The organism is Bacillus sp. SW14 (assembly GCF_047608225.1).
GTDB classification, from domain to species: Bacteria; Bacillota; Bacilli; order Bacillales; family Bacillaceae; genus Bacillus; species Bacillus subtilis_G.
Map to the genome: position 1 here is coordinate 1,217,160 of NZ_JBLKRW010000001.1, position 21,938 is coordinate 1,239,097.

Genomic DNA, 21,938 nt, shown 5'->3' on the forward strand with positions numbered 1-21,938 from the left:
ATGCCGTATTACGGCCTGCTTTATAAAGAGTGGAGGCAAAATAAAGCTCTGTTAGTAATCGCTATTTTGGTTTCTATTCTAGGTAATCCTTTATCGATTTTCAATATGTATCTTACCTATCAAGGCTGTGTCACCGGAAAAGAAAGTTGGGTCGGCCCCTGCGTATTCAGTGTTGATTACTTAAACGGCACATTCATTTCATTCTTTTGGATTTGGGGAGTCGTTTTGGCGGTCAGCCAGCTTGGGATCGAACGAAGCAAGGGTCTCTTTGATTTTACATTAAGTCTTCCTTATACACGCGGGCAGATATTTAATGCGAAGTTCCTTACCGGCGGAATGGTGATTGTGGTGCCGCAGCTCATAGGTTATGTTTTGTCTGTTTTGCTGATCATGCTTTTGAAGCCAGATCAGGCCGTTTATTTTCACAATTACAGCCTTGGAATGATCATTGTCAGCATGCTGGCTTATTCGCTTGTTATGGCAGGAGGAGCTCTGACAGGCAATATTTTTGCACAGCTTTTGGTCTCATTTACCGTGGCCATTTCGCCATTTTTACTCATCAGCCTGCCTGCGATCAACCTCGAGATCCTTTTTGGCGGATCAATTGATTTTATCCATGGTCCAATACCTAAATGGGTGCAGTATTTCATTCCAATAACCTATGTAGACTCGAAATGGGTGGAGAATTCACCTCATTATTTAGTGATTCCGGCTATCATGACTATCATCTTCTACATCATCGGCTATATTAGTTTTGTCAAACTGTCTAATGAAAGAAACGGGTACTTCTTCTTATGGAAGCCGCTTGACCGTCCGGTGCAGATCATCGTTATTATCATAGGAATCATGGGATTTGGCTATTTTGGATTTTCTGCCAGCGAGAGCTTTGCAGGCTATCTCATTGGCATGGCTGCAGGCGCGGTAATTGGTTTCTTCATCAGTTATTTTGCGATTTATAAAAAAACAAAACATGTGTAAGGGAGAGAAAAATATGATTGATGTTCAGCATATCGACCATTCTTTCACGATCGGAAAAAAAGGCCGTGAGAATGAAGTGCCAGTATTGAAAGATGTTTCATTAAGCGTGGCGAAAGGTGAAATCGCCTGTATAGTCGGACGAAGCGGGTCGGGGAAGTCAACGCTTTTGAATTTAATTTCCGGCTACATATCGCCGACAAAAGGGCGGATTGTCATTAACGGAACTGATGTCACTGGCTTTAATGAAAAGGAATGGGCTCAGTTCCGCCTTGAACACTTTGGGTTTATTTTTCAAAGCTTTCAGCTCATCCCGGGGTTAACAACATATGAAAATGTTGAAATGCCGCTGGCGTTAAAAGGGATCAAACCGTCTGAGCGCAAGCAAAAGGTGCAGGACATGCTGAAACGCGTCGGTCTGGAGAATCACGCCGCTCATTATCCGAATGAACTGTCAGGCGGACAGCAGCAGCGTGTCAGTATTGCGAGAGCGTTGATTTTAAATCCATCCATTATTTTAGCGGATGAGCCGACGGGAAGCCTTGATTCAGAAACGGAACAGGAAGTGCTGGATTTGATTCAGCAGCTGAACCGCGAGCGGGGCATTACATTTGTGATCATTACCCACGATGATGAAGTCGCTTCTATTGGACATTCAAAATTTCAGCTTCATGACGGTGTGTTAAAAGGAGGAATTACGGTTGAGGTTTAAGGATCAGGTTCATTTTATCAGAAGAAATATGAAGAAAAACAGGCTCCGTGTCTTTATGACAATTCTTGCGACAACAATGGCGTGTGCGTTTTTGGTTGTGCTGTCGTCGGTTGGATTCGGGATTCAAAAGACGATTACGGATATGACGATGAGCCAGCAGGTTGTGACGAAAGTCAGTGTAATGGGAAAGGAAGGCGATAAGCCCATTAAAAAAGCTGATTTAGAGAAGTATGATCATGTGAGGTCAGTTGTAGAAAGAACACAAGTGTATGAACCAAACAAAGCAACTTTAGGCAATCGCACAAATGAAAGCTCTAATCTCATCTTTACCAATATGAACGATGAACTAAAGGCCAATATGGAGTTGGAAAAAGGAAGAGTCGCAAAGTCGGAAAATGAAATTGTAGTAGGATACGACTTTGCAAAGGGATTATTGACGAAAAAAGAATCGGAAGCGTATAACAAAAAAATTGAGGAAGCAAAAGGAAATCCGGAAGATATAAAAGAACCAGATGGCTATACGAAAGATATTCTGAACAAAACGATTGAATTAAGTGTATCAAAAACAAATCCTAAAACAGGGGATGTTGAAAAAACAAAAACATATGATTTTAAAATTGTCGGTATTACAAAAAAGCCATCTCAAGATTGGATGGAGGACTCAAACATTTTCATCAGTGATCAATTCAAGAAGGATTTTTCGGAATTCTTAGATTTCAAAGGCGGAAATGTTGAAAAAAACACTGGCGTTTTTGCTGATAAATTTGAGAACGTGGAACAGCTGACAAATGATCTGACAGATGATGGATACTATGTCACATCAGTTACTACCGAGCTTGAGGGAGCCAACACCTTCTTCATGGTCTTCAAAATCGGCCTGATCTTTGTCGGATGTATCGCGGTTATCATTTCAGCAATCGGCATTTTTAACACGATGACGATGGCGGTGACAGAAAGAACGCAGGAGATTGGCATTATGAAAGCGATTGGGGCGAGTCCGTCCATCATTCGCCGAATGTTCCTGATGGAAAGCGCGTATATCGGAATTTTAGGCTGTGTGATTGGGATTATTATTTCTTACGGCGTAAGCTTCCTTGTCAATCTGGCTGTCCCGATGATTCTCGCGGCGACAAGCGGAAGTGATGCGGGCGATTTGAACTACACCTTCTCCTACATCCCGGCCAGCCTTGTGATCATCGCTGTTGTGATTTGCGGAGGGGTTGCGGTGATTTCCGGGATGAACCCGGCAAGAAAAGCGACCAAAACCAACGTGCTGACAGCGTTAAGAAGAGAATTATAATGCGTACGAGCCGGCTGAGACAGCCGGCTTTCTCTATGGCGTATGATGGTGTTTTGCTATACACTTGAATAAAAAAAGGAAAAAGCGCGGTGAGTTGATGTTTAAACTTTTGCTGATTGAAGATGATGAATCGCTGTTTCATGAAATCAAGGATCGTTTAACGGGATGGTCTTATGATGTATATGGCATTCAAGATTTCAGTCAAGTACTGCAGGAATTTGCAGCGGTTAAGCCTGATTGTGTCATTATTGATGTTCAGCTGCCTAAATTTGACGGGTTTCATTGGTGCCGGCTGATCCGCTCCCGGTCAAATGTTCCGATTCTCTTTTTATCCTCCCGGGATCATCCTGCTGATATGGTGATGTCCATGCAGCTCGGGGCAGATGACTTTATTCAAAAGCCGTTTCATTTTGATGTGCTGATTGCGAAAATCCAAGCGATCTTCCGGCGTGTGTATCATTATAATACAGAGCCGAGCACGCTCAAAACGTGGTGCGGGGCTGCCATAGACGCGGAGCAGAATCTCGTCAGCAATGACAAAGGCTCTGTTGAACTGACGAAAAATGAAATGTTCATTCTCAAACAATTAATAGAACAAAAAAACAAGATTGTCAGCCGTGAAGAGCTGATCAGAAGCTTGTGGAACGATGAGCGGTTTGTGAGTGATAATACGCTGACCGTCAATGTCAATCGCCTGCGAAAAAAACTGGACGCCCTGCAGCTTGGCACATATATCGAGACGAAAGTCGGCCAAGGTTACATGGCGAAGGAAGAGGATCATTTCTATGATTAAAGCATTCCTTACTGAAAGGCGAAGCTGGATTGCCGTGTTTTTGTTTCAGCAGGTTTTGATGCTCTTCATTGCTTTTGTTGATTCCTCCATTTCATTTAAAAATGTTCTTTATATGGTGTATTTGTGTGTCTTGTTTTTTATCATTTTCATTTGGGTCCGCTATCTGAAAGAAACGGCGTTTTATAAAAGCTTGAAAACTTGGGAGAACAATCTTGATGTGACAGCCATAAATGAACCGGAAACGCCGTTTGAATCGATGGTTGATAGAAGCATTACCGGACAAACGGAGCATTTGAAACAAACCGCAGCCCGGCATCGCTTGGCATTAGAAAATGAAAAAGATGAGCTGATGGCATGGATCCATGAGGTCAAAACCCCATTAACAGCGATGCATTTAATCATTGACAGAATGGAAGACCAAGCCTTGAAAGCCCAGCTATCGTATGAATGGATGCGAATTCACCTGCTTCTAGATCAACAGCTTCATCAAAAGCGCATGTCATTTATTGAAAACGATCTGTCTGTAGAATGCATTCAGCTTCAGCCTCTAATTTTCAAGGAGATCAAAGATTTACAGTCGTGGTGTATCCAAAAAGGGATTGGCTTTGATATTCAGCTGGAGGCTGAGGAAGTGCTGAGCGATGCAAAGTGGCTGGCGTTTATCATCAGGCAGCTGCTGACAAACGCGGTGAAATACAGCGAAGCCTCCGACATTGAAATCAAAAGCGTTCAAAAAGGGGAGCAGACGCAGCTTGAAGTGAAGGACTTTGGCAGGGGCATTGATCTCAAAGATGTGCCCCGCATTTTTGATAAAGGATTTACATCCACAACGGACCACCATAATCAAGGGTCCACTGGCATGGGGCTGTACTTGGCGAAAAAAGCCGCGGCCCCGTTAATGATCCATATTGATGTACGTTCGGAGTCCGGTGCGGGAACCGTTTTTACATTAACTTTCCCCAAACGGAATCAATTTGAACGAGTCATAGGCGTGTGACGAAAATGTCACATGCTTTTCTTTTTTGTTCGCCGTATCGAAGGAAAAGCCCGGCAATCCTTTTTATAATGAGAGTATCCAATATAAAGGAGATTATAGGAATGATGATCTTACAAGCAAATAAAATTCGAAAAAGCTATGGAAACAAGCTGAATAAACAAGAAGTACTCAAAGGCATTGATATTCATATTCAAAAAGGTGAATTTGTCAGTATTATGGGGGCGTCAGGTTCTGGGAAAACAACTTTGCTCAATGTTCTGTCCTCCATTGATCAGGTCAGTGACGGAACCATTAACATTGACGGAAATGACATGACATCAATGAAGGAAAAGCAGCTGGCTGAATTCAGAAAACAGCATTTAGGTTTTATCTTTCAAGATTACAATCTGCTGGATACGTTGACAGTAAAAGAGAATATCCTCCTGCCGTTGTCGATTACAAAAATGCCCAAAAGTGAAGCGATTCGCAAGTTCGAAGAGGTGGCGAAAGAGCTGGGCATTGATGAACTCCGTGATAAGTACCCAAATGAAATTTCCGGTGGCCAGAAGCAGCGCACATCTGCCGCGAGAGCGTTTATTCATGAACCGAGCATTATTTTCGCAGATGAGCCGACGGGCGCGCTTGATTCAAAATCAGCCTCTGATCTATTAAACAAGCTGAGCCAGCTCAATCAGAAACGCAATGCTACGATTATCATGGTCACCCATGACCCTGTCGCTGCCAGCTACTGCGGAAGAGTGATTTTTATTAAGGACGGGCAAATGTATACACAGCTAAATAAAGGAGACCAAGACAGACAAACGTTTTTCCAGGACATCATGAAAACGCAAGGCGTGTTAGGCGGGGTGCAGCATGAACATTAATCAGCTCATCCTAAGAAATCTGAAAAAGAATCTTCGGAATTACTATTTGTATGTGTTTGCGCTGATTTTTAGCGTGGCGCTTTATTTCGCCTTTGTCACACTCCAATATGATCCTGCGATTAATGAAGTGAAGTCTTCAATCAAGGGAGCCGCTGCTATTAAAACCGCTTCGATTTTGCTTGTGGTCGTGGTGTCGATCTTCATATTATATGCCAATACGATTTTTATTAAGAGACGGAGTAAAGAAATCGGGCTTTTTCAATTAATCGGAATGACGAAGCATAAAATCTTTCGCATCTTAAGTGCGGAAAATATTATGCTGTATTTCAGTTCCTTAGCGATCGGGGTAGCTGCGGGGTTTTCGATATCGAAGCTTGTCCTGATGATTCTGTTCAAAATTGTCGACGTCAAAGCTGATGCGAAACTGCATTTTTCCGGTCAGGCCTTGATCCAAACGATCATTGTATTCTGCGGCATTTACCTTTTAATCATGGTGATGAATTATACGTTTATCAAAAAACAAAGTATTTTATCTTTGTTTAAAGTGACGTCATCTACTGAAGACCAAGTGAAGAGAATATCATTTTTCCAGATGCTGATCGGCGCTTTAGGCATTGTGCTGATTTTGACAGGATACTATGTGTCTTCAGAGCTGTTTGGCGGTAAATTTAAGACCATGAATGAACTGTTCGGCGCGATGAGCTTTATTCTGGGGACTGTCATTGTCGGAACGTTTCTCTTTTATAAAGGTTCGGTGACCTTTATCTCGAATATCATCCGAAAAAGCAAGGGCGGCTACTTAAATATCTCCGAAGTCCTGTCACTGTCATCAATTATGTTCAGAATGAAATCGAACGCGTTGTTATTGACGATTATTACAACCGTTTCAGCGCTCGCCATTGGGCTGCTATCACTTGCTTATATTTCGTATTACTCGGCCGAAAAGACCGCTGAACAAAATGTAGCGGCTGATTTTTCATTTATGAATGAGAAAGATGCCAAAACATTTGAAAGCAGTTTGAATGAACGCAATATTTCATATGTGAAAAAAGAAACCCCTTTCCTGCAAGCGAATGTTGACATTGCAAATATTATGGATGGAGACCCGAAGGAAATGCAGGGTGACCCCCATAACATGCAGCTTGCGGTTGTGAGTGACAAAGAGGTGGAACAGGTCGATGTGCCAGAAGGGGAAGCCGTTTTATCGGGGTATAACGATATTCTGCAAAAAATCATGGTATTAAAAGATGCAGGCGGCATTAAAGTGAAAAGCGAGCATAAGACGACATCTCTACAATACAAAGGGTTAAGAAAAGAGTTTCTTCTATCCTTTCCGTTTACAAGCGGGGGATTGCCCGCTGTCATAGTGGATGACAGCCTGTTTCAATATCTGAACAAAAACAAAGATCCCCGTATTCAGCTCACCCAATCTGAATTTATCGGCATCAATGTGAAACATGAAGACCAGCTGGAAAAAGCGAATGAGCTTTTTCAAAAGGTGAACAAGAAAGATCAGCATTTATCAAGGCTGGATGCAAGCATTGCGCAAAAATCACTGTTTGGTATCGTGATGTTCATCGTCGGCTTCTTAGGCTTAACGTTTCTGATTACATCAGGTTGTATCCTTTATTTTAAACAAATGGGTGAAAGTGAAGATGAAAAACCGAATTATACGATTTTGAGAAAACTAGGTTTTACACAAGGCGACTTGATAAGGGGGATACGCATCAAACAAATGTATAACTTCGGCATTCCGCTGGTTGTCGGGCTTTTCCACAGCTATTTTGCCGTCCAATCCGGCTGGTTCTTATTCGGATCTGAGGTGTGGACGCCGATGATTCTGGTGATGGTGTTATACACTGCGCTCTACTCCATTTTTGGCTTTCTGTCCGTTCTTTATTATAAGAAGGTTATTAAATCGTCGTTGTGAAACAGCAAAAGCTCCAGAGGTTCTGGAGCTTTCAGCGTGTCGACAAACCCTTGCATTCGTTGTCAAGCCTGTGCGTTGGTGCTCACGAATTAGGACATTCGCTCCGCTCCAATGCTCGCCTTTCCTAGACTTCAAGGGTTTTCAACCACGCTGAAAAGATGACAAAATCCTAAAACTAAACCGTTTTAGGATTTTGTCAACAATCTGAAAGCTCCAGAGGTTCTGTAGCTTTTCGTTTATCGTTTTGGCGGCCGGTAACCGGCGGCTTCAGCTTCTTCAACTGAGCAAAACATTTCAGCCGGATCGGTTGTCCGGTCATAGTATGTACTGCCCGGTGTGTGATAGATGCCGCTTTTGCTGCCTTTTATATTACAGCCTTCTGCTGTGGCAGCTGTTTTGGTTTCATTACTTTTATTCGTATTGCTAGAAGAACTTCCAGCGTTTTCTTGTGAACTTGCAGTTTGGCTTTTCGTCTCTTTTAATTGCTTTTCAAGCTGTGTTTTATCTTGCTGCAGTGCTTCATTTTCAGCCTTTACTGTTTTTGTATCTTCTTTGAGCTGTTTTTGATTTTCTTGAAGCTCTTTCATTTCTGCTTTTAATGATTTCTGAGTCTTTTTTAGATCACTATTTTCTTTTTCAAGCTGCTGTAGTTTGTCTTGGTCTTTTGTGTTGTCCTTCAACTTCTTTGCTTTAGAACTGGCCGCTTCATATTCTTTTCTCTAGTGCTTCATGCTCTTTTGTAAGGCTTTTATATTCGGCGTTTAGCGCTGAATATTTTTTCTCGGCATTTGCTGCTGCAGCGTCTGGGTCTGTCAATGCTGCTCCGGTGACGAGCAGCACCAGGCCTCCTATCAAAAGCGGCCAAAAGAGTCTCTTAGAGAAACATTTTTCCTTTTTTAGCACATATCTGACAAGATGATACAATCCATAGCCAAGCGAAATGAGACATGCAAGAAATCCTAAGAATAATAATACCATTTCCATAACATTACCCCTTTTTCTATTTATTTTACATTTTTTAAACAATATTTGTTAGATTTTTTCACGCTCATCAGTTGAAAAATGTGAAATAGACAGATAGAATGAATGTGCTATGATCACTCGATTCGTACGGAGCCGTTTTAGGTTTCGTTTTTTTCATGAGCTTTTTTAGGCGAGAAAGGGGGATGAGTATGCCGCGTGCTCTTAAAATTTTAGTTATTGGAATGTTTATTAATGTGACGGGTGCTTCTTTTTTATGGCCGCTGAATACGATTTATATCCATAATCATTTAGGGAAGTCGTTAACAGTAGCCGGGCTTGTTTTGATGCTGAATTCAGGCGCCAGTGTGGTCGGGAATTTAAGCGGCGGTTTTTTGTTTGATAAAATCGGCGGCTTTAAATCAATTATGCTCGGGATTGCGATTACGTTGGCAAGCCTGCTGGGCCTTGTCTTTTTACATGATTGGCCGGCCTACATTGTGCTGCTGACCATTGTGGGATTTGGTTCCGGCGTTGTTTTTCCGGCAAGCTATGCAATGGCTGGATCGGTGTGGCCTGAAGGGGGAAGAAAGGCATTTAATGCGATCTATGTCGCACAAAACGCGGGTGTGGCCGTCGGCTCAGCACTTGGCGGTGCCGTGGCTTCTTTCTCGTTTTCATATGTATTTTTGGCGAATGCTGTATTGTATATGGCCTTTTTCTTTATCGTATATTTCGGATTTCGAAATATTCAGACGAAGGATGCGTCCCAAACGTCTGTGCTTGATTATGATGCTGTAAACAGCAAAGCGAAATTTGCCGCGCTCATCATATTAAGCAGCGGCTACGTACTCGGATGGCTGGCTTATTCTCAATGGTCTACCACGATTGCTTCGTACACGCAAAGCATTGGGATATCCCTTTCCTTATACAGTGTGCTGTGGACGGTCAACGGAATTTTAATTGTATTTGGCCAGCCGCTTGTCAGCTTTGTGGTGAAAAAGTGGGCGGAGTCTCTGAAGGCGCAAATGGTCATCGGATTTATCATTTTTATTGTATCCTTCAGTATGCTGCTGACGGCAAAGCACTTCCCGATGTTTCTGGCTGCCATGGTGATCCTGACCATCGGGGAAATGCTTGTCTGGCCTGCGGTGCCGACAATAGCCAACCAGCTTGCCCCTAAAGGGAAGGAAGGATTTTATCAAGGTTTTGTCAACAGCGCGGCGACAGGCGGCAGAATGATTGGTCCGTTGTTCGGCGGTTTGCTTGTCGATCATTTCGGCATTCAGGCTCTTGTTTTGTCTCTTTTGGTTTTGCTGATGATCAGTATCGCCACAACGCTTTTATATGACAAACGGATAAAACCGGCTAAGGAAACAAATAAACAAGCATCAATCTCTTAATAATAAAAGATCCCGCCGGATGAGCGGGATCTTTTTACATGATCGGAAGCACGTTAACGGCATCCTTTACATTTGAATATGTTTGCAGCGATGAAAAATTGGCGTCCAGTTTATTCATTTTCATGGCCAATTCGGGTTTAATGCCGGTAATGATTAATTCGGTCCCGGTTAATTTCAGCAAATGGCTCAGCTTGAAAATTTGATCGGCGGTTTGTTCATTCACTTGTGCCAGCCCTGATAAATCAATGATCAAATAATCATCTTTGGATGTTGATAAGATATTCGTCAATGTGCAGACGATGGAATTAAATCGCTCCTCTGTCAGGTTGCCGACTAGCGGAAGAGCCGAAACGCCGTTGCGAATCGGGACAATAGGCGTTGAAAGTGCAGTGATTTCTGTGAGGGAATCCTCGAGAAGCTTGTCATACTCTTTTTGCTGGGTGATATCTTTTTGAATGCCGACAAAATAGGCCTTGCCTTCAATCTCGAGCGGGTCAATATTCAATTCATTCCAGAATAACGTTCCGTCTTTTTTGTAGTTTTGGATCTGAACGGTAACCGGCTCTTTATGTTGTAAAGCGGTTCTAATGTTTTCTACTTCAGCGGGGTCTGTGTGTTTCCCCTGTAAGAAGCGGCAGTTCTTTCCTAAAATCTCTCCGGCTTCATAGCCGGTCATTTGAACAAAGCCTTGGTTTACGTAGACAATAGGATTATCTTCAAGTGCGGGGTCTGTAATGACCACACCGACTCGCGCATGATCAAGCGCTTTTTTGATGACTTCCAGCTGTCCTTGTATTCCAAATGATTGAAAACTAGCCATATAAATCCCCCTTAGGCCGCCAGCTTACTGTGCGAAAGCCTTGTATTCCCCTTTTTACAATGAATTATACAGTAACCGTAGCACAACACATGTTCTGATTCAAGCAAGCGTGTAGTTTGTTGTTTGTCATCAAGGCTTGTCCTCGTATACACTAAAAATAAGAACAGAAATTGAACATATGAACGGAAAGTTTATAGAAGCTTAATGAGTGACTAGGTAAATGTCACTGGGTGAAAAATGAATCCAATGCATCAAGCTTACCGATCATGTGTTCACATATAATGGAAGAAACAAGCTTTTTTCAGATTTGCCAGTATGTAGATATCGAAAATCATCGGAATCGTTTAAGGGGGCTGGATGGCCTGAAGTCGCTTTACGAAATAAGGGCTTTAGGAAGGTGATGATGAAGATGCTGCATCAGGTACTCATTGCTTGTGTAATTGGAGGAATCATGGGGATTCTCGGTCATGTGAAAAAGAGAGGCAGACTGGAGAAACCCAGAATGACGAAGCGGTTTATCTACCTTGGATTTTTGGAAGATTGGTTTATCGGAATGACAGCTTCCATTTTACTTGTATTATCCGCTGACCCCGATTCAGGAATTCAACTTGTCATCTTATCCATTATCTCAGGCTACGGCGGTGAAGCTGTTCTCAGAAGTTTTGACTTTGTGAGAGAAATGAACAGCGGCGGCGAACCGGCCGAGTCCAAACGTCAAACCAAAACTCCACCCGAATAATTGTCCTCAATCTCCGCCCGTTCAGGGTACATTCCCATTGTATACAAACCTGCTTGCACTTATGAACAGAATTCTATAAAATACAGTTAAGATTACGGTTGCGATAAGAACAATGAAGAGGAGCAGTAAGAAACAGATATTGTGCAGAGAGTTGACGGCTGGTGAAAGTCAATCAAGTTTGTTTCCGAACTCACCTCAGAGTTGCAGCGGTGAAAAGCCGCTGACGCATAACTGCGTTAAAAGTATCAAGTGAGTGCGGCGCATGCCGCGCTAACGAGGGTGGTACCGCGGGAAAACGAAAGTCTCTCGTCCCTTTTTGGGATGAGGGAGTTTTTTTTAGTTTGGGAATATTCTGAATATAATTCTCTCCTTCCCGTCAATACTTGAACCATACACGCCGTATTCAATCAGAAGGAGGTTTTCACTTTGAGTTTTCAGCACAAAGAGATAGAAAAGAAATGGCAAACATACTGGCTTGAAAACAAAACATTTGCCACTCTTGATCATAATGAAAAACAAAAATTTTACGCGCTGGACATGTTCCCTTATCCGTCAGGAGCGGGCTTGCACGTCGGCCATCCTGAAGGGTATACAGCCACGGATATCCTGTCTCGAATGAAGCGTATGCAGGGCCACGATGTCCTTCATCCAATGGGGTGGGACGCATTCGGCTTGCCGGCTGAACAATACGCACTTGACACAGGGAACGATCCCGCTGTGTTTACGAAGCAGAATATCGATAATTTCCGCCGCCAAATTCAGTCGCTTGGCTTCTCGTATGACTGGGATCGTGAAATCAATACGACTGACCCTGAATACTATAAATGGACGCAGTGGATTTTCTTAAAGCTATACGAAAAAGGCCTTGCTTACGTTGACGAAGTGCCTGTAAACTGGTGCCCTGCTTTAGGTACGGTTCTTGCCAATGAAGAAGTCATTGACGGCAAGAGCGAACGCGGCGGCCATCCGGTAGAGAGACGCCCGATGAGGCAGTGGATGCTGAAAATCACCGCCTATGCGGACAGGCTTCTCGAAGACTTGGAAGAGCTTGACTGGCCGGAAAGCATTAAAGATATGCAGCGCAACTGGATCGGCCGTTCTGAAGGTGCGCACGTTCATTTTGCTGTAGATGGACATGATGAATCCTTTACGGTATTTACGACAAGACCAGATACGCTGTTTGGCGCTACATACACTGTACTTGCTCCGGAACACGCATTGGTGGAACACATCACAACGACAGAGCAAAAAGAAGCTGTAGAAGCATATATCAAAGAAATTCAATCAAAGAGTGACCTTGAGCGTACAGATCTTGCGAAAACAAAGACAGGCGTTTTCACAGGAGCCTATGCGATCAATCCTGTAAACGGAGAAACATTGCCGATCTGGATTGCGGATTACGTTCTTGCATCATACGGAACAGGTGCTGTCATGGCGGTTCCTGGTCACGATGAGCGTGATTTTGAATTCGCCAAAACATTCGGCCTTCCGATGAAGGAAGTTGTGAAAGGCGGAAACGTTGAGGAAGCAGCGTACACTGGCGACGGCGAACACGTGAACTCTGATTTTCTAAACGGCCTTAACAAGCAGGAAGCAATTGCGAAAGTGATCGCTTGGCTGGAAGAAACGAAAAACGGCGAGAAGAAAGTGACATACCGTCTGCGCGACTGGCTCTTCAGCCGCCAGCGTTATTGGGGCGAGCCGATTCCGGTCATTCATTGGGAAGACGGAACATCAACGGCTGTGCCGGAAGAGGAGCTGCCGCTGATTTTGCCGAAAACGGATGAAATCAAACCGAGCGGAACAGGCGAATCACCGCTTGCGAACATCAAAGAGTGGGTGGAAGTCACAGACCCTGAGACAGGGAAAAAAGGAAGAAGAGAAACGAATACAATGCCGCAATGGGCGGGAAGCTGCTGGTATTTCTTGCGCTATATTGATCCGCGTAACCCGGATCAGCTGGCATCACCAGAGAAATTGGAAAAATGGCTTCCGGTTGATATGTATATCGGCGGCGCAGAACATGCCGTGCTTCACCTTCTGTATGCCCGCTTCTGGCATAAGTTCCTTTATGATATCGGTGTAGTGCCGACGAAAGAACCATTCCAAAAGCTGTACAACCAAGGAATGATTCTCGGCGAAAACAACGAAAAAATGAGTAAATCTAAAGGGAACGTTGTCAACCCTGACGAAATCGTTGCCTCTCACGGCGCTGATACGCTAAGATTGTACGAAATGTTCATGGGACCGCTTGATGCTTCAATCGCCTGGTCTGAATCAGGCTTAGACGGCGCGCGCCGCTTCCTTGACCGTGTATGGCGCCTGTTTGTTGAAGAAAGCGGTGAGCTTAATGGCAAAATCGTTGAAGGCGCTGGTGAAACATTGGAGCGCGTATATCATGAAACGGTCATGAAAGTCACAGATCATTACGAAGGCCTTCGTTTCAACACGGGTATTTCCCAGCTGATGGTCTTTATTAATGAAGCTTATAAAGCGTCAGATCTGCCAAAAGAATATATGGAAGGCTTCGTAAAGCTTCTTTCTCCAATCGCCCCTCACTTAGCGGAAGAGCTATGGGAGAAGCTTGGCCATTCCGGCACGATTGCATACGAAGCTTGGCCTGTATATGATGAAACAAAACTTGTGGATGATGAAGTTGAAATCGTTGTTCAGCTGAACGGAAAAGTAAAAGCGAAATTACAGGTTCCTGCCGATGCGACGAAAGAACAGCTGGAACAGCTTGCTCAAGCAGATGAAAAGGTCCAAGAGCAGCTTGAAGGCAAAACGATTCGAAAAATCATCGCGGTGCCTGGCAAGCTTGTCAATATTGTGGCAAACTAAGCCTGAGAAAAAATCCCCTTTATCAAAAGGGGATTTTTTTCATCAGTCTCTGAATAGCAATCGCCCGGCTGACTTTGCTATACTGAACATGATCATTGTGAATAGGAGTGTTTTCTTTGGAGATAAAAGAAATCAGCACAGCCGCTTTAAAAGAAAAAATTGAGGCGGAGGAAGAGTTATATTTGATTGATGTCAGAGAAGATGAAGAAGTGGCGGAAGGCATGATTCCGCAAGCTGTTCATATTCGCATGGGGGATATTCCTGAAAAAATGGACACCCTTGATAAAGGCAAAGAGTACGTGTTTATCTGCCGCTCAGGAATGCGCAGCATGAATGTCTGCAGGTACTTGGATGAGCAGGGCTTTAAAACCGTCAACGTTGAAGGCGGCATGATGGCCTGGGAAGGCGAAACAAAACCAAAAAACTAGGGGAGAGCGGTCCCCTAGTTTTTTATTTGTATTCCGGCAGCCAATCGCCGTGTGCTGTGAATAAATCGTCACACATGGAGATGATGTCAGTCATGGAAAGTTCCGCGCTTGTATGCGGATCAAGCATTGCGGCTTGGTAAACCGCTTCTTTTTTCAGTGTGACAGCGGCTTCAATTGTCATCAGCTGTGTATTAATATTCGTCCGGTTTAAGGCCGCAAGCTGCTCAGGCAGTTCTCCGGCGAAGCACGGGGTAATTTTTTTTCTGTCGGCGACGCATGTCACTTCCACAACCGCTTTTGAAGGAAGATTGGTGATCAGCCCTGTATTCAAGACGTTTCCCCCGAAGGTGAACGGCTCGTTCGTTTCCATTGCTTCTATAATTCTTGAACCATATTCCTTTGAGCGTTCGTGCGTAAGGTTTTTATTATTGACGATTTCATCCCGCATTTTCTCCCAATTTTGAATCTGTTTGACGCATCTTCTTGGATATTCATCGAGTGGGATTTGCAGCTCGCTGATCAGCTCGGGATAGTTCCGTTTAATAAAGTATGGATGGTATTCTGCGTTGTGTTCGGACGATTCCGTGACATAATAGCCGAACTTATCCATCAATTCAAACCGCACCATATCATGATGTTTTGTTTTTTGTTTTTCTTTTGCTCTCCTTTTGATTTCTGGATATAGATCTACGCCGTCTTTTTTGACTTCCAAAAGCCAAGCCATATGGTTGATGCCCGCGATGCGCTCCTCGATTCCGCCATGCTCCATTCCAAGAGATTTGAATAAATCCTTCGTGCACACTTGGACACTGTGGCAGAGCCCGATTGTTTTGATACTAGTATAGCGAAGCATGGCGCCTGTAAGAGAGGCCATCGGATTTGTATAATTTAAAAACCACGCATCCGGGCACATGTCCTCCATATCTTTTGCGATATCAAATAAGACTGGGATGGTTCTGAGTGATCTGAAGATCCCGCCGATGCCGACTGTGTCGGCAATCGTCTGGCGCAGCCCGTACCGTTTAGGAATCTCGAAATCTATGACTGTGCTCGGTTTATATCCTCCAACCTGAATGGCATTGATGACATAGCTTGCGTTCTGTAAGGCGAGTTTTCTATCATCATAGCTATTGATGGCCACACTCGGGTTATAACGGTCTCTCAGATTTTCAAGCATCAGCTGGGATTCCTTCAGGCGTTTCGGATCAATGTCGTAAAGGGCGAATTCAAATCCATTCAGCGCTTCTGTTAACAAGCAGTCTCCCAAAACATTTTTGGCGAAAATGGTGCTCCCTGCACCGATAAATGTAATCTTTTTCATATGGCTTCCCCCTTTAATGTTATCCCTTTACCGCTCCGGATGACAGGCCGGCAATAAAGTATTTTTGCAGCGCCAAAAACAGAATAACCATCGGCAGCATTGCCATAAGCGCAGCTGCGGCAACTAAATGCAGATTGTTGGCGTTTTCTCCGAAAAACCCTGCCATGGCCACTGTTAATGTCTGAACCTTTTGATCTTGTAAAAAGAAAATCGCAAATTGATAGTCGTTCCATATGAAGACACAAGAAATAATACAGATGGTCGCAGTGATCGGTTTCAGCAGAGGAAACACGATCGTAAAAAAGATGTTCAGCATGCCTGCGCCGTCTATTCGTGCGGCTTCTTCCAGCTCTTTTGGAATGGTCGAACGGATAAAGCCTGAATACAAGAATACGGTTAACGGCATATAAGCCGCTGTATTGATCAAAATGGCGATTGCGTGTGTATTAACCATGCCGGCGTCCACAACCATTCTGTACAAGGGGACCATGGATGTTAACGGAGGAATGATCATAATGGAAATCAGCAAGGTAAAAACGGCTTTATTCAGCTTCGTTTCCCGCCGGGCAAGCGGGTAGGCGGCAAGAGAGCCGAATATGATCAATAACAAGGCAGAAAAACTTGTGATGATGATGGTGTTTATAAAAGAGTTTCCTAATGAAGCGCGTTCCCATGCTTCTGAAAAATTGTGAAAGGAGATGTCGGCTGGAAACAGCCATTTTGAACTGTAGTCTCCTTTTGCTTTCAATGAAGTGGTCAGCAGGATGTAAAAAGGAATAAAATGCGCACAGGCTACAATGGCGGCAAAAAGCGTAACGATCCGCAGTTTTTTTGAACGGGCGGCTTTCATGACATTTCCGTCTCCTTTCTTTTAAAGTACGCAAGCGCGCAAAAGCTGATGATCAAAATGACAAATGCCATAAATATGCCTTGCGTTGCGGCATAACCGGCATCCTGCCGTTTGAAATACAAATCATACATAAACGTGGACATGGATTGTGACGCATTTCCGGGGCCGCCCGCGGTGAGCGCGATAATAACATCAAACAGCTTTAAGCCTCCGATAATGTTGATGACCATATTAATTGTGATCGAGGGCATTAATAGCGGCAGTGTAATGCTGAAAAACTGCTGGCCTTGTTTCGCGCCATCCATTTGCGCAGCTTCATAGTAGTCTTTCGGAATGCTTTGCAGGCCGGCTAAGTAGACAACCATAGCAATCCCGACATATTGATACGTGTTTATCATGACAATGAGCCACGGATTGAGCGACGGACTGGCGAGCGCATTGATCGGGCCGATGCCAAATACACCGAGCAAATCGTTGAGCGCGCCTCCGTCGTAGGAGAAGAAAAAGTACCAAATATAGCCCATGATGAGCGGGCTGATCATGACCGGTAAATAGACAATTGTTCTTGTTATCGCTTTCATTTTAATGCTTTGATTCAAGAGCAGGGCGTACAGGAGTCCGACCACATTTTGAAAAAAGGTGCTGCCGAGCCCGTAAAGCAGCGTGTTTTTTAAGATGTGCCAAGTATCGGGATCAGAAAACAGCCTTTCATATTGCGCGAATCCCACCCATTGGTAGATTTGTGAAAAGCCGTTCCAGTTTGTAAAGGTGATCAATGCGCCTTTCACAAACGGATAAATCATAAAGACCAGAACGGAGAGCAAAGCAGGAATGTACATCCACCAAAGTGAGGACTGCTTTTTCGGCTTAACCTGTTTCACATGAACGTCTCTTGCGATATCACTCATTGTTTTCAGCTCCCTGTGTTTCCGATTGCTCCCGTAGTCGTTTGTATTCTCTTCCCAGCTTCTTTGAAATCTCTTGAGGCGTCAAAATGTCAGCAGCAAGTTCCTGCCCGGCCGTGCCCAGAACGTCCCACATTCCGTTTGGCAGGTATAAACGGTCGAAGTAAGGCTCGACTTTGACATCTTGATAATGCTCATAGTCATTTGCGTAGAAAATATCAGCTTTTACATTGGTCAGCCCTGATGGAAGCGATGTGGCTTCAGCCATTTGTTTGGCATTGGCCGGACGGGCCATAAATGCGATGAACTCTTTCGCTTCTTTTACATGAGGCGAGTCTTTCCAGGTTGCAAGCGTATAGCGTTCACCGCCGATCCATATCGGATCATCTCCGGCATGTATGGCAGGTGTCGGGATCATGCCAACCTTGACGTTCGGATTGATCTGGGCAACGTCTTGGCCGAGTGTGCCGCCTTGCATTGTAAAGGCGATTTTGTTTTGAGCCATTAATTCAATGAGTTGTGATTTTTTTGCGGTTACAGCGTCAATATTAATCAGTTTTTCTTTCTGCATTTGTTTAAGGATGTCTGATAAATAAGTGAATTTGCTCCAATTAAAGGTGCCGTTGATGAGCTGTTTTTTTTCATTATGGGCAGGATCTGTGATGAGAAGAGGCGTAGCGAATTGGTCGTAATATTGGGCAAATGAGCTTTTGTCATATCCGGCAAACCAGAAGGGAACGATGCTTCCTTTGCTCTTTTCTTTAATCGTTCTCAGTGCTTTCAAAAAGTCATCCATCGTTTCCGGCGGGGCAATGCCGTAACGGTCTAACATATTGCGGTTATATGCCAGACCGTCTTTTGCCTGATTGATCGGATAGGCATACACCTTTCCGCTTTTATTTTTTAGGATACTGTTTAAATTGGGATCGAGACCTTGAGTCCATTCCATATCCCGGAGATCCGCTGTATATTCTCCGTACCTGATTTTCCCCCAGCCATGTGTATCGAAAAGATCAGGCAAGTCATTGGCTGCCATTCTGACACGCATCATATTTTCATAGTCATTGCCTGGGAAATGAAGGCTGACACGAATGTCACTGTGTTCCTTTTCAAACGCTGCCGCCAGTTTTCTGAACGTAGCTCTTTCACTGTCCGTTGACATTGTAGAATAAATGGTTAACGTCTTTTTTTCGGTATCTGCTGAGCTTTTCTCTGCTGAGCAGCCGGGCAGAATAACTAGAATAAGAGAGAGAAATAAAACAAAAGTGTGTTTCATCTTTTCCTCCTTATCATCGTGATGATTGTTTTCTTATGTCACCTCCTTAGTTGTACAGCCGCAGCTTTGTCTCACGATTAATGTTGTGGGCATGGTGACATGGTGAGGAAGCGTTCGGCCATTGAGGCGGTCAAGCAGCAGTTTTACGCCTGTACGGCCCATTTCCTCTGTGTACACCTTCACCGTTGTTAATGGCGTGCTGGCAAATTCAGCTTCTTCAATGCCGTTAAAGCTGACGATCGCTGTATCCCGCGGCACTTGCAGTCCGGCTACCTGGAGCGCTTTTAATGCGCCGATCGCCATGGAATCGCTGGCGATAAAGAATGCTTCCGGCAGATTGCCTTGAGCGATTGCTTTCTTCATCAGGCGATAACCCTCACGCATACTGTATTCTCCGACCAGCACATGCTCAGGCTGGGGGACGGCGGACTCCAAAAAGGCGGTCAGCCGTTTGTCTTCAATCGTTCTGCGGATGCTTTGGCCGTCCTTCAGCGTATGCTCTTTTTCCTGTCCGCCAATGTAACCTAGCCGTTTGTAACCAAGGCCGAAAAGGTGATCAATCGCTTGGCGTGAAGCGGATTCAAAATCAATGCCAATCGAATCGTATGTTTGCGGATCAGGAGAATGATTGATAAATACGGCATGCTCCAGCCTTCCGCTGATATGCTTAACTGCTTCATCATGAACACGGCCGATGACAATGACACCATCCAGTTCCCGAAAGATATGCTCCTGAAAGGAACCGAGATGAATCGAATTTGTAATGAATATTTCCTGTTCAAAGCATTCTTTTTCAATGCCTTTGCGAATCGAAGAAAAATAAGGGTCCTGCCGTTCCTGATCAGGGGACAGACAGCTCAGTACGCCGATCAGTGGTTGGGTCCGCTGTTTTTGCCCGCGGGCTTTCCGGCGTTTAGCAACCGTTTGATAGCCGAGCTCTTCAGCGATATTGATGACTCTTTGTCTCGTTTCGCCCGCAACAGAAAGCGACTCATCTTCATTTAAAATCCTGGAAACAGTCCCACTGGAAACATTAGCTTTTAAGGCGATATCTTTAATCCGAACCATGGTAATCCCTCTCATCTATTTAGTAAAATATGAACTCGTCTGTTTTTGATAAATTGATATTATCATGTGAAAGTAAGCGGTTACAATAATTATCTTCGGAATATTTCGTTATATTTACTAAACATTTAGTAAATAATGCGATTTAGTTTGAAAAAATAAAGGGGAAACCAGTTCTGTCTCGTAAATGTGAAGTAAGCGAATAAGGAAGGATGATGGAATGAGAGAGGAAAGAAGAAAGCAGCTGTTTCGATTGCTTGGAGATTTGCCTGATCGGAGGCAAATGAGGGCGGAGACCTTGCGTATTGAAGAAAGAGAAGGAAATATCATTGAAACGCTCCTGCTCGACTTAAACGGACATGAAAAGGTGCCTGCTTATTTTGTGAAGCCGGAGTCCGCAGATGGACCGTGTCCGTCCGTATTGTTTCAGCATTCGCATGGGGGGCGGTATGACAAGGGAAAAAGTGAACTGATTGAAGGAGCAGACTACTTGAAAGCACCTTCTTTTGCCAGTGAGCTGACTTCTCTCGGGTATAGCGTGCTTGCGATTGATCATTGGGGGTTTGGGGATCGGCGGGGAAAAGCGGAAAGCGAGATTTTTAAAGAAATGCTTCTTACCGGAAGAGTGATGTGGGGCATGATGATTTATGACAGTTTAAGAGCGCTAGATTATATGCAGTCTCGCCCTGATGTTCAGCCTGACAGAATCGGAACCATCGGCATGTCTATGGGAGGATTGATGGCGTGGTGGACAGCGGCGCTTGATGACCGGATCAAGGTGTGTGTGGATTTGTGCAGCCAGGTAGATCATCATGTGCTGATGAAAACACAAAATCTTGACCGGCACGGCTTTTATTATTATGTCCCGTCGCTTGCAAAATATTTTTCCGCATCTGAAATCCAAAGCCTGATCGCGCCGCGCCCGCACCTTAGCCTTGTGGGTGCACACGACCTGTTAACGCCGGCTGAGGGTGTGAACAAAATCGAAAAAGAATTGTCAGCTGTATATGCTGAACAGGGAGCTACTGATTGTTATCGGGTGGCCCGTTCCGCTTCAGGGCATTTCGAAACGGCCGTCATGAGGCATGAAGCTGTCCGGTTTTTGCAAAAGCGGCTGTGACGGTTACGGGAAACTGGCAGAAAGACGCAGACTTGAGCGAGGGATGTGGAACCAATGGAAGTACAAGATATTTTGGATTGGGCTTTCCGGCGGCATCTTAATCCATTAAGCTGGTATATTCGTCCCCTCTTTTTACTAGTACTGGTTTATGCTGCGTATAAGCGCAGCTGGAAAGGCATCATCATCACTTTTGTATTGATGATGAGCAGTATGGTCTGGTTTCCAGAACCTAAGAAGATTCACTTGCAAATGCAAAAAGTGCTCGAATTCGAGCAAATACTTTTAAGCAGTCCGGTCTCGGCTGTTTTAACAATTTCTTTCATGATGGTTTTTCTCGGTTTTATTTTGGCTGCTTTCTGGAAGCGGTCGCTTGTATTTGGTTTAATCCTATTGAATGTGACACTCGCTGGGAAGGTGGCCCTCTCCTTATTTTTCACAGGCGAGAATGGCTGGGCGCCGTTAGGCAATACGATTTTTGGGCTGGTGATGGTAAATGGGATCGGCTTGTTCATTAAGTATAAAAATCGTAAAAAACGAAGAGGAATAGACATTTAAGGCTAGGACCGTTTTACTGTAAAACGGTCTTTTTGCTCGTTTCAACAATCAGTCTCAAAACAAAATGAAGATTTCTTATATTGAC

General features: G+C 44.2%; 19 protein-coding genes, 1 pseudogene and 1 other annotated feature. Of the genes and pseudogenes, 13 read left to right on the forward strand and 7 right to left on the reverse strand.

Features of this window, described 5'->3' with window-relative positions; translation table 11 throughout:
• The 7 genes from ytrD to ACMX2I_RS06280 all read left to right on the forward strand — a co-directional run bounded on the left by ytrD (position 1) and on the right by ACMX2I_RS06280 (position 7,570).
• The gene (ytrD, locus tag ACMX2I_RS06250; protein WP_414956471.1) at positions 1-978 is read left to right on the forward strand and encodes an ABC transporter permease YtrD; all 978 of its coding nucleotides are present in this window, start codon (positions 1-3) and stop codon (positions 976-978) included.
• Between the two features lie 13 nt (positions 979-991).
• On the forward strand, positions 992-1,687 hold the full coding sequence (gene ytrE, locus ACMX2I_RS06255) for an ABC transporter ATP-binding protein YtrE (RefSeq protein WP_039074819.1): 696 nt from the start codon (positions 992-994) through the stop codon (positions 1,685-1,687).
• Positions 1,677-2,987, forward strand: a complete 1,311-nt coding sequence (gene ytrF, locus ACMX2I_RS06260; protein ID WP_289347917.1) for an ABC transporter permease YtrF — start codon at positions 1,677-1,679, stop codon at positions 2,985-2,987. Before ytrE ends, ytrF begins: the two co-directional genes overlap by 11 nt.
• A gap of 97 nt (positions 2,988-3,084) precedes the next feature.
• Positions 3,085-3,780: a two-component response regulator BceR gene (gene bceR, locus ACMX2I_RS06265; RefSeq protein WP_087992941.1), complete on the forward strand. Its 696-nt coding sequence runs from the start codon at positions 3,085-3,087 to the stop codon at positions 3,778-3,780.
• On the forward strand, positions 3,773-4,777 hold the full coding sequence (locus ACMX2I_RS06270) for a HAMP domain-containing histidine kinase (protein ID WP_414956472.1): 1,005 nt from the start codon (positions 3,773-3,775) through the stop codon (positions 4,775-4,777). The genes bceR and ACMX2I_RS06270 overlap by 8 nt, the downstream gene beginning before the upstream one ends.
• Before the next feature lie 101 nt (positions 4,778-4,878).
• Positions 4,879-5,640: a bacitracin ABC transporter ATP-binding protein BceA gene (bceA, locus tag ACMX2I_RS06275; protein WP_087992883.1), complete on the forward strand. Its 762-nt coding sequence runs from the start codon at positions 4,879-4,881 to the stop codon at positions 5,638-5,640.
• Positions 5,630-7,570 carry an FtsX-like permease family protein gene (locus ACMX2I_RS06280; protein ID WP_414956473.1) on the forward strand — a complete coding sequence of 647 codons (1,941 nt, stop codon included), beginning with the start codon at positions 5,630-5,632 and terminating at the stop codon, positions 7,568-7,570. The genes bceA and ACMX2I_RS06280 overlap by 11 nt, the downstream gene beginning before the upstream one ends.
• A gap of 236 nt (positions 7,571-7,806) precedes the next feature.
• Here ACMX2I_RS06280 and ACMX2I_RS06285 read toward each other — a convergent pair.
• Positions 7,807-8,554, reverse strand: a pseudogene (locus ACMX2I_RS06285) (LMBR1 domain-containing protein).
• A gap of 188 nt (positions 8,555-8,742) precedes the next feature.
• On the opposite strand from ACMX2I_RS06285, the gene ACMX2I_RS06290 reads away from it, so the two are divergent.
• Positions 8,743-9,933, forward strand: a complete 1,191-nt coding sequence (locus tag ACMX2I_RS06290) for an MDR family MFS transporter (protein WP_414956474.1) — start codon at positions 8,743-8,745, stop codon at positions 9,931-9,933.
• 34 nt (positions 9,934-9,967) lie between these two features.
• On the opposite strand, the gene ACMX2I_RS06295 is transcribed toward ACMX2I_RS06290, so the two are convergent.
• The gene (locus ACMX2I_RS06295; protein ID WP_414956475.1) at positions 9,968-10,753 is read right to left on the reverse strand and encodes a blue-light photoreceptor; all 786 of its coding nucleotides are present in this window, start codon (positions 10,751-10,753) and stop codon (positions 9,968-9,970) included.
• A gap of 403 nt (positions 10,754-11,156) precedes the next feature.
• Here ACMX2I_RS06295 and ACMX2I_RS06300 point away from each other — a divergent pair, with 403 nt between their 5' ends.
• From ACMX2I_RS06300 to ACMX2I_RS06310, 3 genes are all read left to right on the forward strand, one after another.
• Positions 11,157-11,492, forward strand: coding sequence for a DUF4257 domain-containing protein (locus ACMX2I_RS06300; protein ID WP_003223352.1), 336 nt, complete (start codon positions 11,157-11,159; stop codon positions 11,490-11,492).
• Between the two features lie 103 nt (positions 11,493-11,595).
• Positions 11,596-11,809, forward strand: a binding site (T-box leader).
• Positions 11,810-11,918: 109 nt separating this feature from the next.
• Positions 11,919-14,333: a leucine--tRNA ligase gene (gene leuS / locus ACMX2I_RS06305; RefSeq protein ID WP_289347910.1), complete on the forward strand. Its 2,415-nt coding sequence runs from the start codon at positions 11,919-11,921 to the stop codon at positions 14,331-14,333.
• A 116-nt stretch (positions 14,334-14,449) separates the two neighbouring features.
• Positions 14,450-14,761, forward strand: a complete 312-nt coding sequence (locus tag ACMX2I_RS06310; protein ID WP_414956476.1) for a rhodanese-like domain-containing protein — start codon at positions 14,450-14,452, stop codon at positions 14,759-14,761.
• Between the two features lie 22 nt (positions 14,762-14,783).
• On the opposite strand, the gene melA is transcribed toward ACMX2I_RS06310, so the two are convergent.
• Genes melA through ACMX2I_RS06335 form a run of 5 tightly spaced genes read right to left on the reverse strand, consistent with a single transcriptional unit; the run spans position 14,784 to position 20,181 of the window.
• Complete coding sequence (gene melA, locus ACMX2I_RS06315) at positions 14,784-16,082, reverse strand: alpha-galactosidase MelA (protein ID WP_414956477.1); 1,299 nt, start codon at positions 16,080-16,082, stop codon at positions 14,784-14,786.
• Positions 16,083-16,101: 19 nt separating this feature from the next.
• A complete protein-coding gene (locus ACMX2I_RS06320) occupies positions 16,102-16,932 on the reverse strand; it encodes a carbohydrate ABC transporter permease (RefSeq protein ID WP_414956478.1) in 831 nt (276 codons plus the stop codon).
• Entirely contained in the window at positions 16,929-17,840 is a 912-nt protein-coding gene (locus tag ACMX2I_RS06325; protein ID WP_414956479.1) for a carbohydrate ABC transporter permease, read from the reverse strand. The genes ACMX2I_RS06320 and ACMX2I_RS06325 overlap by 4 nt, the downstream gene beginning before the upstream one ends.
• Complete coding sequence (locus ACMX2I_RS06330) at positions 17,833-19,113, reverse strand: ABC transporter substrate-binding protein (protein WP_414956480.1); 1,281 nt, start codon at positions 19,111-19,113, stop codon at positions 17,833-17,835. The genes ACMX2I_RS06325 and ACMX2I_RS06330 overlap by 8 nt, the downstream gene beginning before the upstream one ends.
• 33 nt (positions 19,114-19,146) lie before the next feature.
• Positions 19,147-20,181, reverse strand: a complete 1,035-nt coding sequence (locus ACMX2I_RS06335; RefSeq protein WP_414956481.1) for a LacI family DNA-binding transcriptional regulator — start codon at positions 20,179-20,181, stop codon at positions 19,147-19,149.
• A gap of 217 nt (positions 20,182-20,398) precedes the next feature.
• On the opposite strand from ACMX2I_RS06335, the gene ACMX2I_RS06340 reads away from it, so the two are divergent.
• Both ACMX2I_RS06340 and ACMX2I_RS06345 read left to right on the forward strand, forming a co-directional pair.
• A complete protein-coding gene (locus ACMX2I_RS06340) occupies positions 20,399-21,298 on the forward strand; it encodes a dienelactone hydrolase family protein (protein ID WP_414956482.1) in 900 nt (299 codons plus the stop codon).
• A 54-nt stretch (positions 21,299-21,352) separates the two neighbouring features.
• The gene (locus ACMX2I_RS06345; RefSeq protein WP_414956483.1) at positions 21,353-21,853 is read left to right on the forward strand and encodes a hypothetical protein; all 501 of its coding nucleotides are present in this window, start codon (positions 21,353-21,355) and stop codon (positions 21,851-21,853) included.
• Positions 21,854-21,938: the final 85 nt, after the last annotated feature.

Excerpts from the sequence above, each read along its gene's own strand:
- bceR (WP_087992941.1), top strand. The coding sequence starts at position 3,085 with ATGTTTAAACTTTTGCTGATTGAAGATGATGAATCGCTGTTTCATGAA.
- ACMX2I_RS06300 (WP_003223352.1), top strand. The coding sequence starts at position 11,157 with ATGAAGATGCTGCATCAGGTACTCATTGCTTGTGTAATTGGAGGAATC.
- ACMX2I_RS06295 (WP_414956475.1), bottom strand. The coding sequence starts at position 10,753 with ATGGCTAGTTTTCAATCATTTGGAATACAAGGACAGCTGGAAGTCATC.
- bceA (WP_087992883.1), top strand. The coding sequence starts at position 4,879 with ATGATGATCTTACAAGCAAATAAAATTCGAAAAAGCTATGGAAACAAG.
- ACMX2I_RS06320 (WP_414956478.1), bottom strand. The coding sequence starts at position 16,932 with ATGAAAGCCGCCCGTTCAAAAAAACTGCGGATCGTTACGCTTTTTGCC.
- ytrD (WP_414956471.1), top strand. The coding sequence starts at position 1 with ATGCCGTATTACGGCCTGCTTTATAAAGAGTGGAGGCAAAATAAAGCT.
- ACMX2I_RS06340 (WP_414956482.1), top strand. The coding sequence starts at position 20,399 with ATGAGAGAGGAAAGAAGAAAGCAGCTGTTTCGATTGCTTGGAGATTTG.
- ACMX2I_RS06335 (WP_414956481.1), bottom strand. The coding sequence starts at position 20,181 with ATGGTTCGGATTAAAGATATCGCCTTAAAAGCTAATGTTTCCAGTGGG.
- ytrE (WP_039074819.1), top strand. The coding sequence starts at position 992 with ATGATTGATGTTCAGCATATCGACCATTCTTTCACGATCGGAAAAAAA.
- ACMX2I_RS06325 (WP_414956479.1), bottom strand. The coding sequence starts at position 17,840 with ATGAGTGATATCGCAAGAGACGTTCATGTGAAACAGGTTAAGCCGAAA.
- ACMX2I_RS06270 (WP_414956472.1), top strand. The coding sequence starts at position 3,773 with ATGATTAAAGCATTCCTTACTGAAAGGCGAAGCTGGATTGCCGTGTTT.
- melA (WP_414956477.1), bottom strand. The coding sequence starts at position 16,082 with ATGAAAAAGATTACATTTATCGGTGCAGGGAGCACCATTTTCGCCAAA.
- ACMX2I_RS06290 (WP_414956474.1), top strand. The coding sequence starts at position 8,743 with ATGCCGCGTGCTCTTAAAATTTTAGTTATTGGAATGTTTATTAATGTG.
- ACMX2I_RS06345 (WP_414956483.1), top strand. The coding sequence starts at position 21,353 with ATGGAAGTACAAGATATTTTGGATTGGGCTTTCCGGCGGCATCTTAAT.
- ACMX2I_RS06280 (WP_414956473.1), top strand. The coding sequence starts at position 5,630 with ATGAACATTAATCAGCTCATCCTAAGAAATCTGAAAAAGAATCTTCGG.
- ACMX2I_RS06330 (WP_414956480.1), bottom strand. The coding sequence starts at position 19,113 with ATGAAACACACTTTTGTTTTATTTCTCTCTCTTATTCTAGTTATTCTG.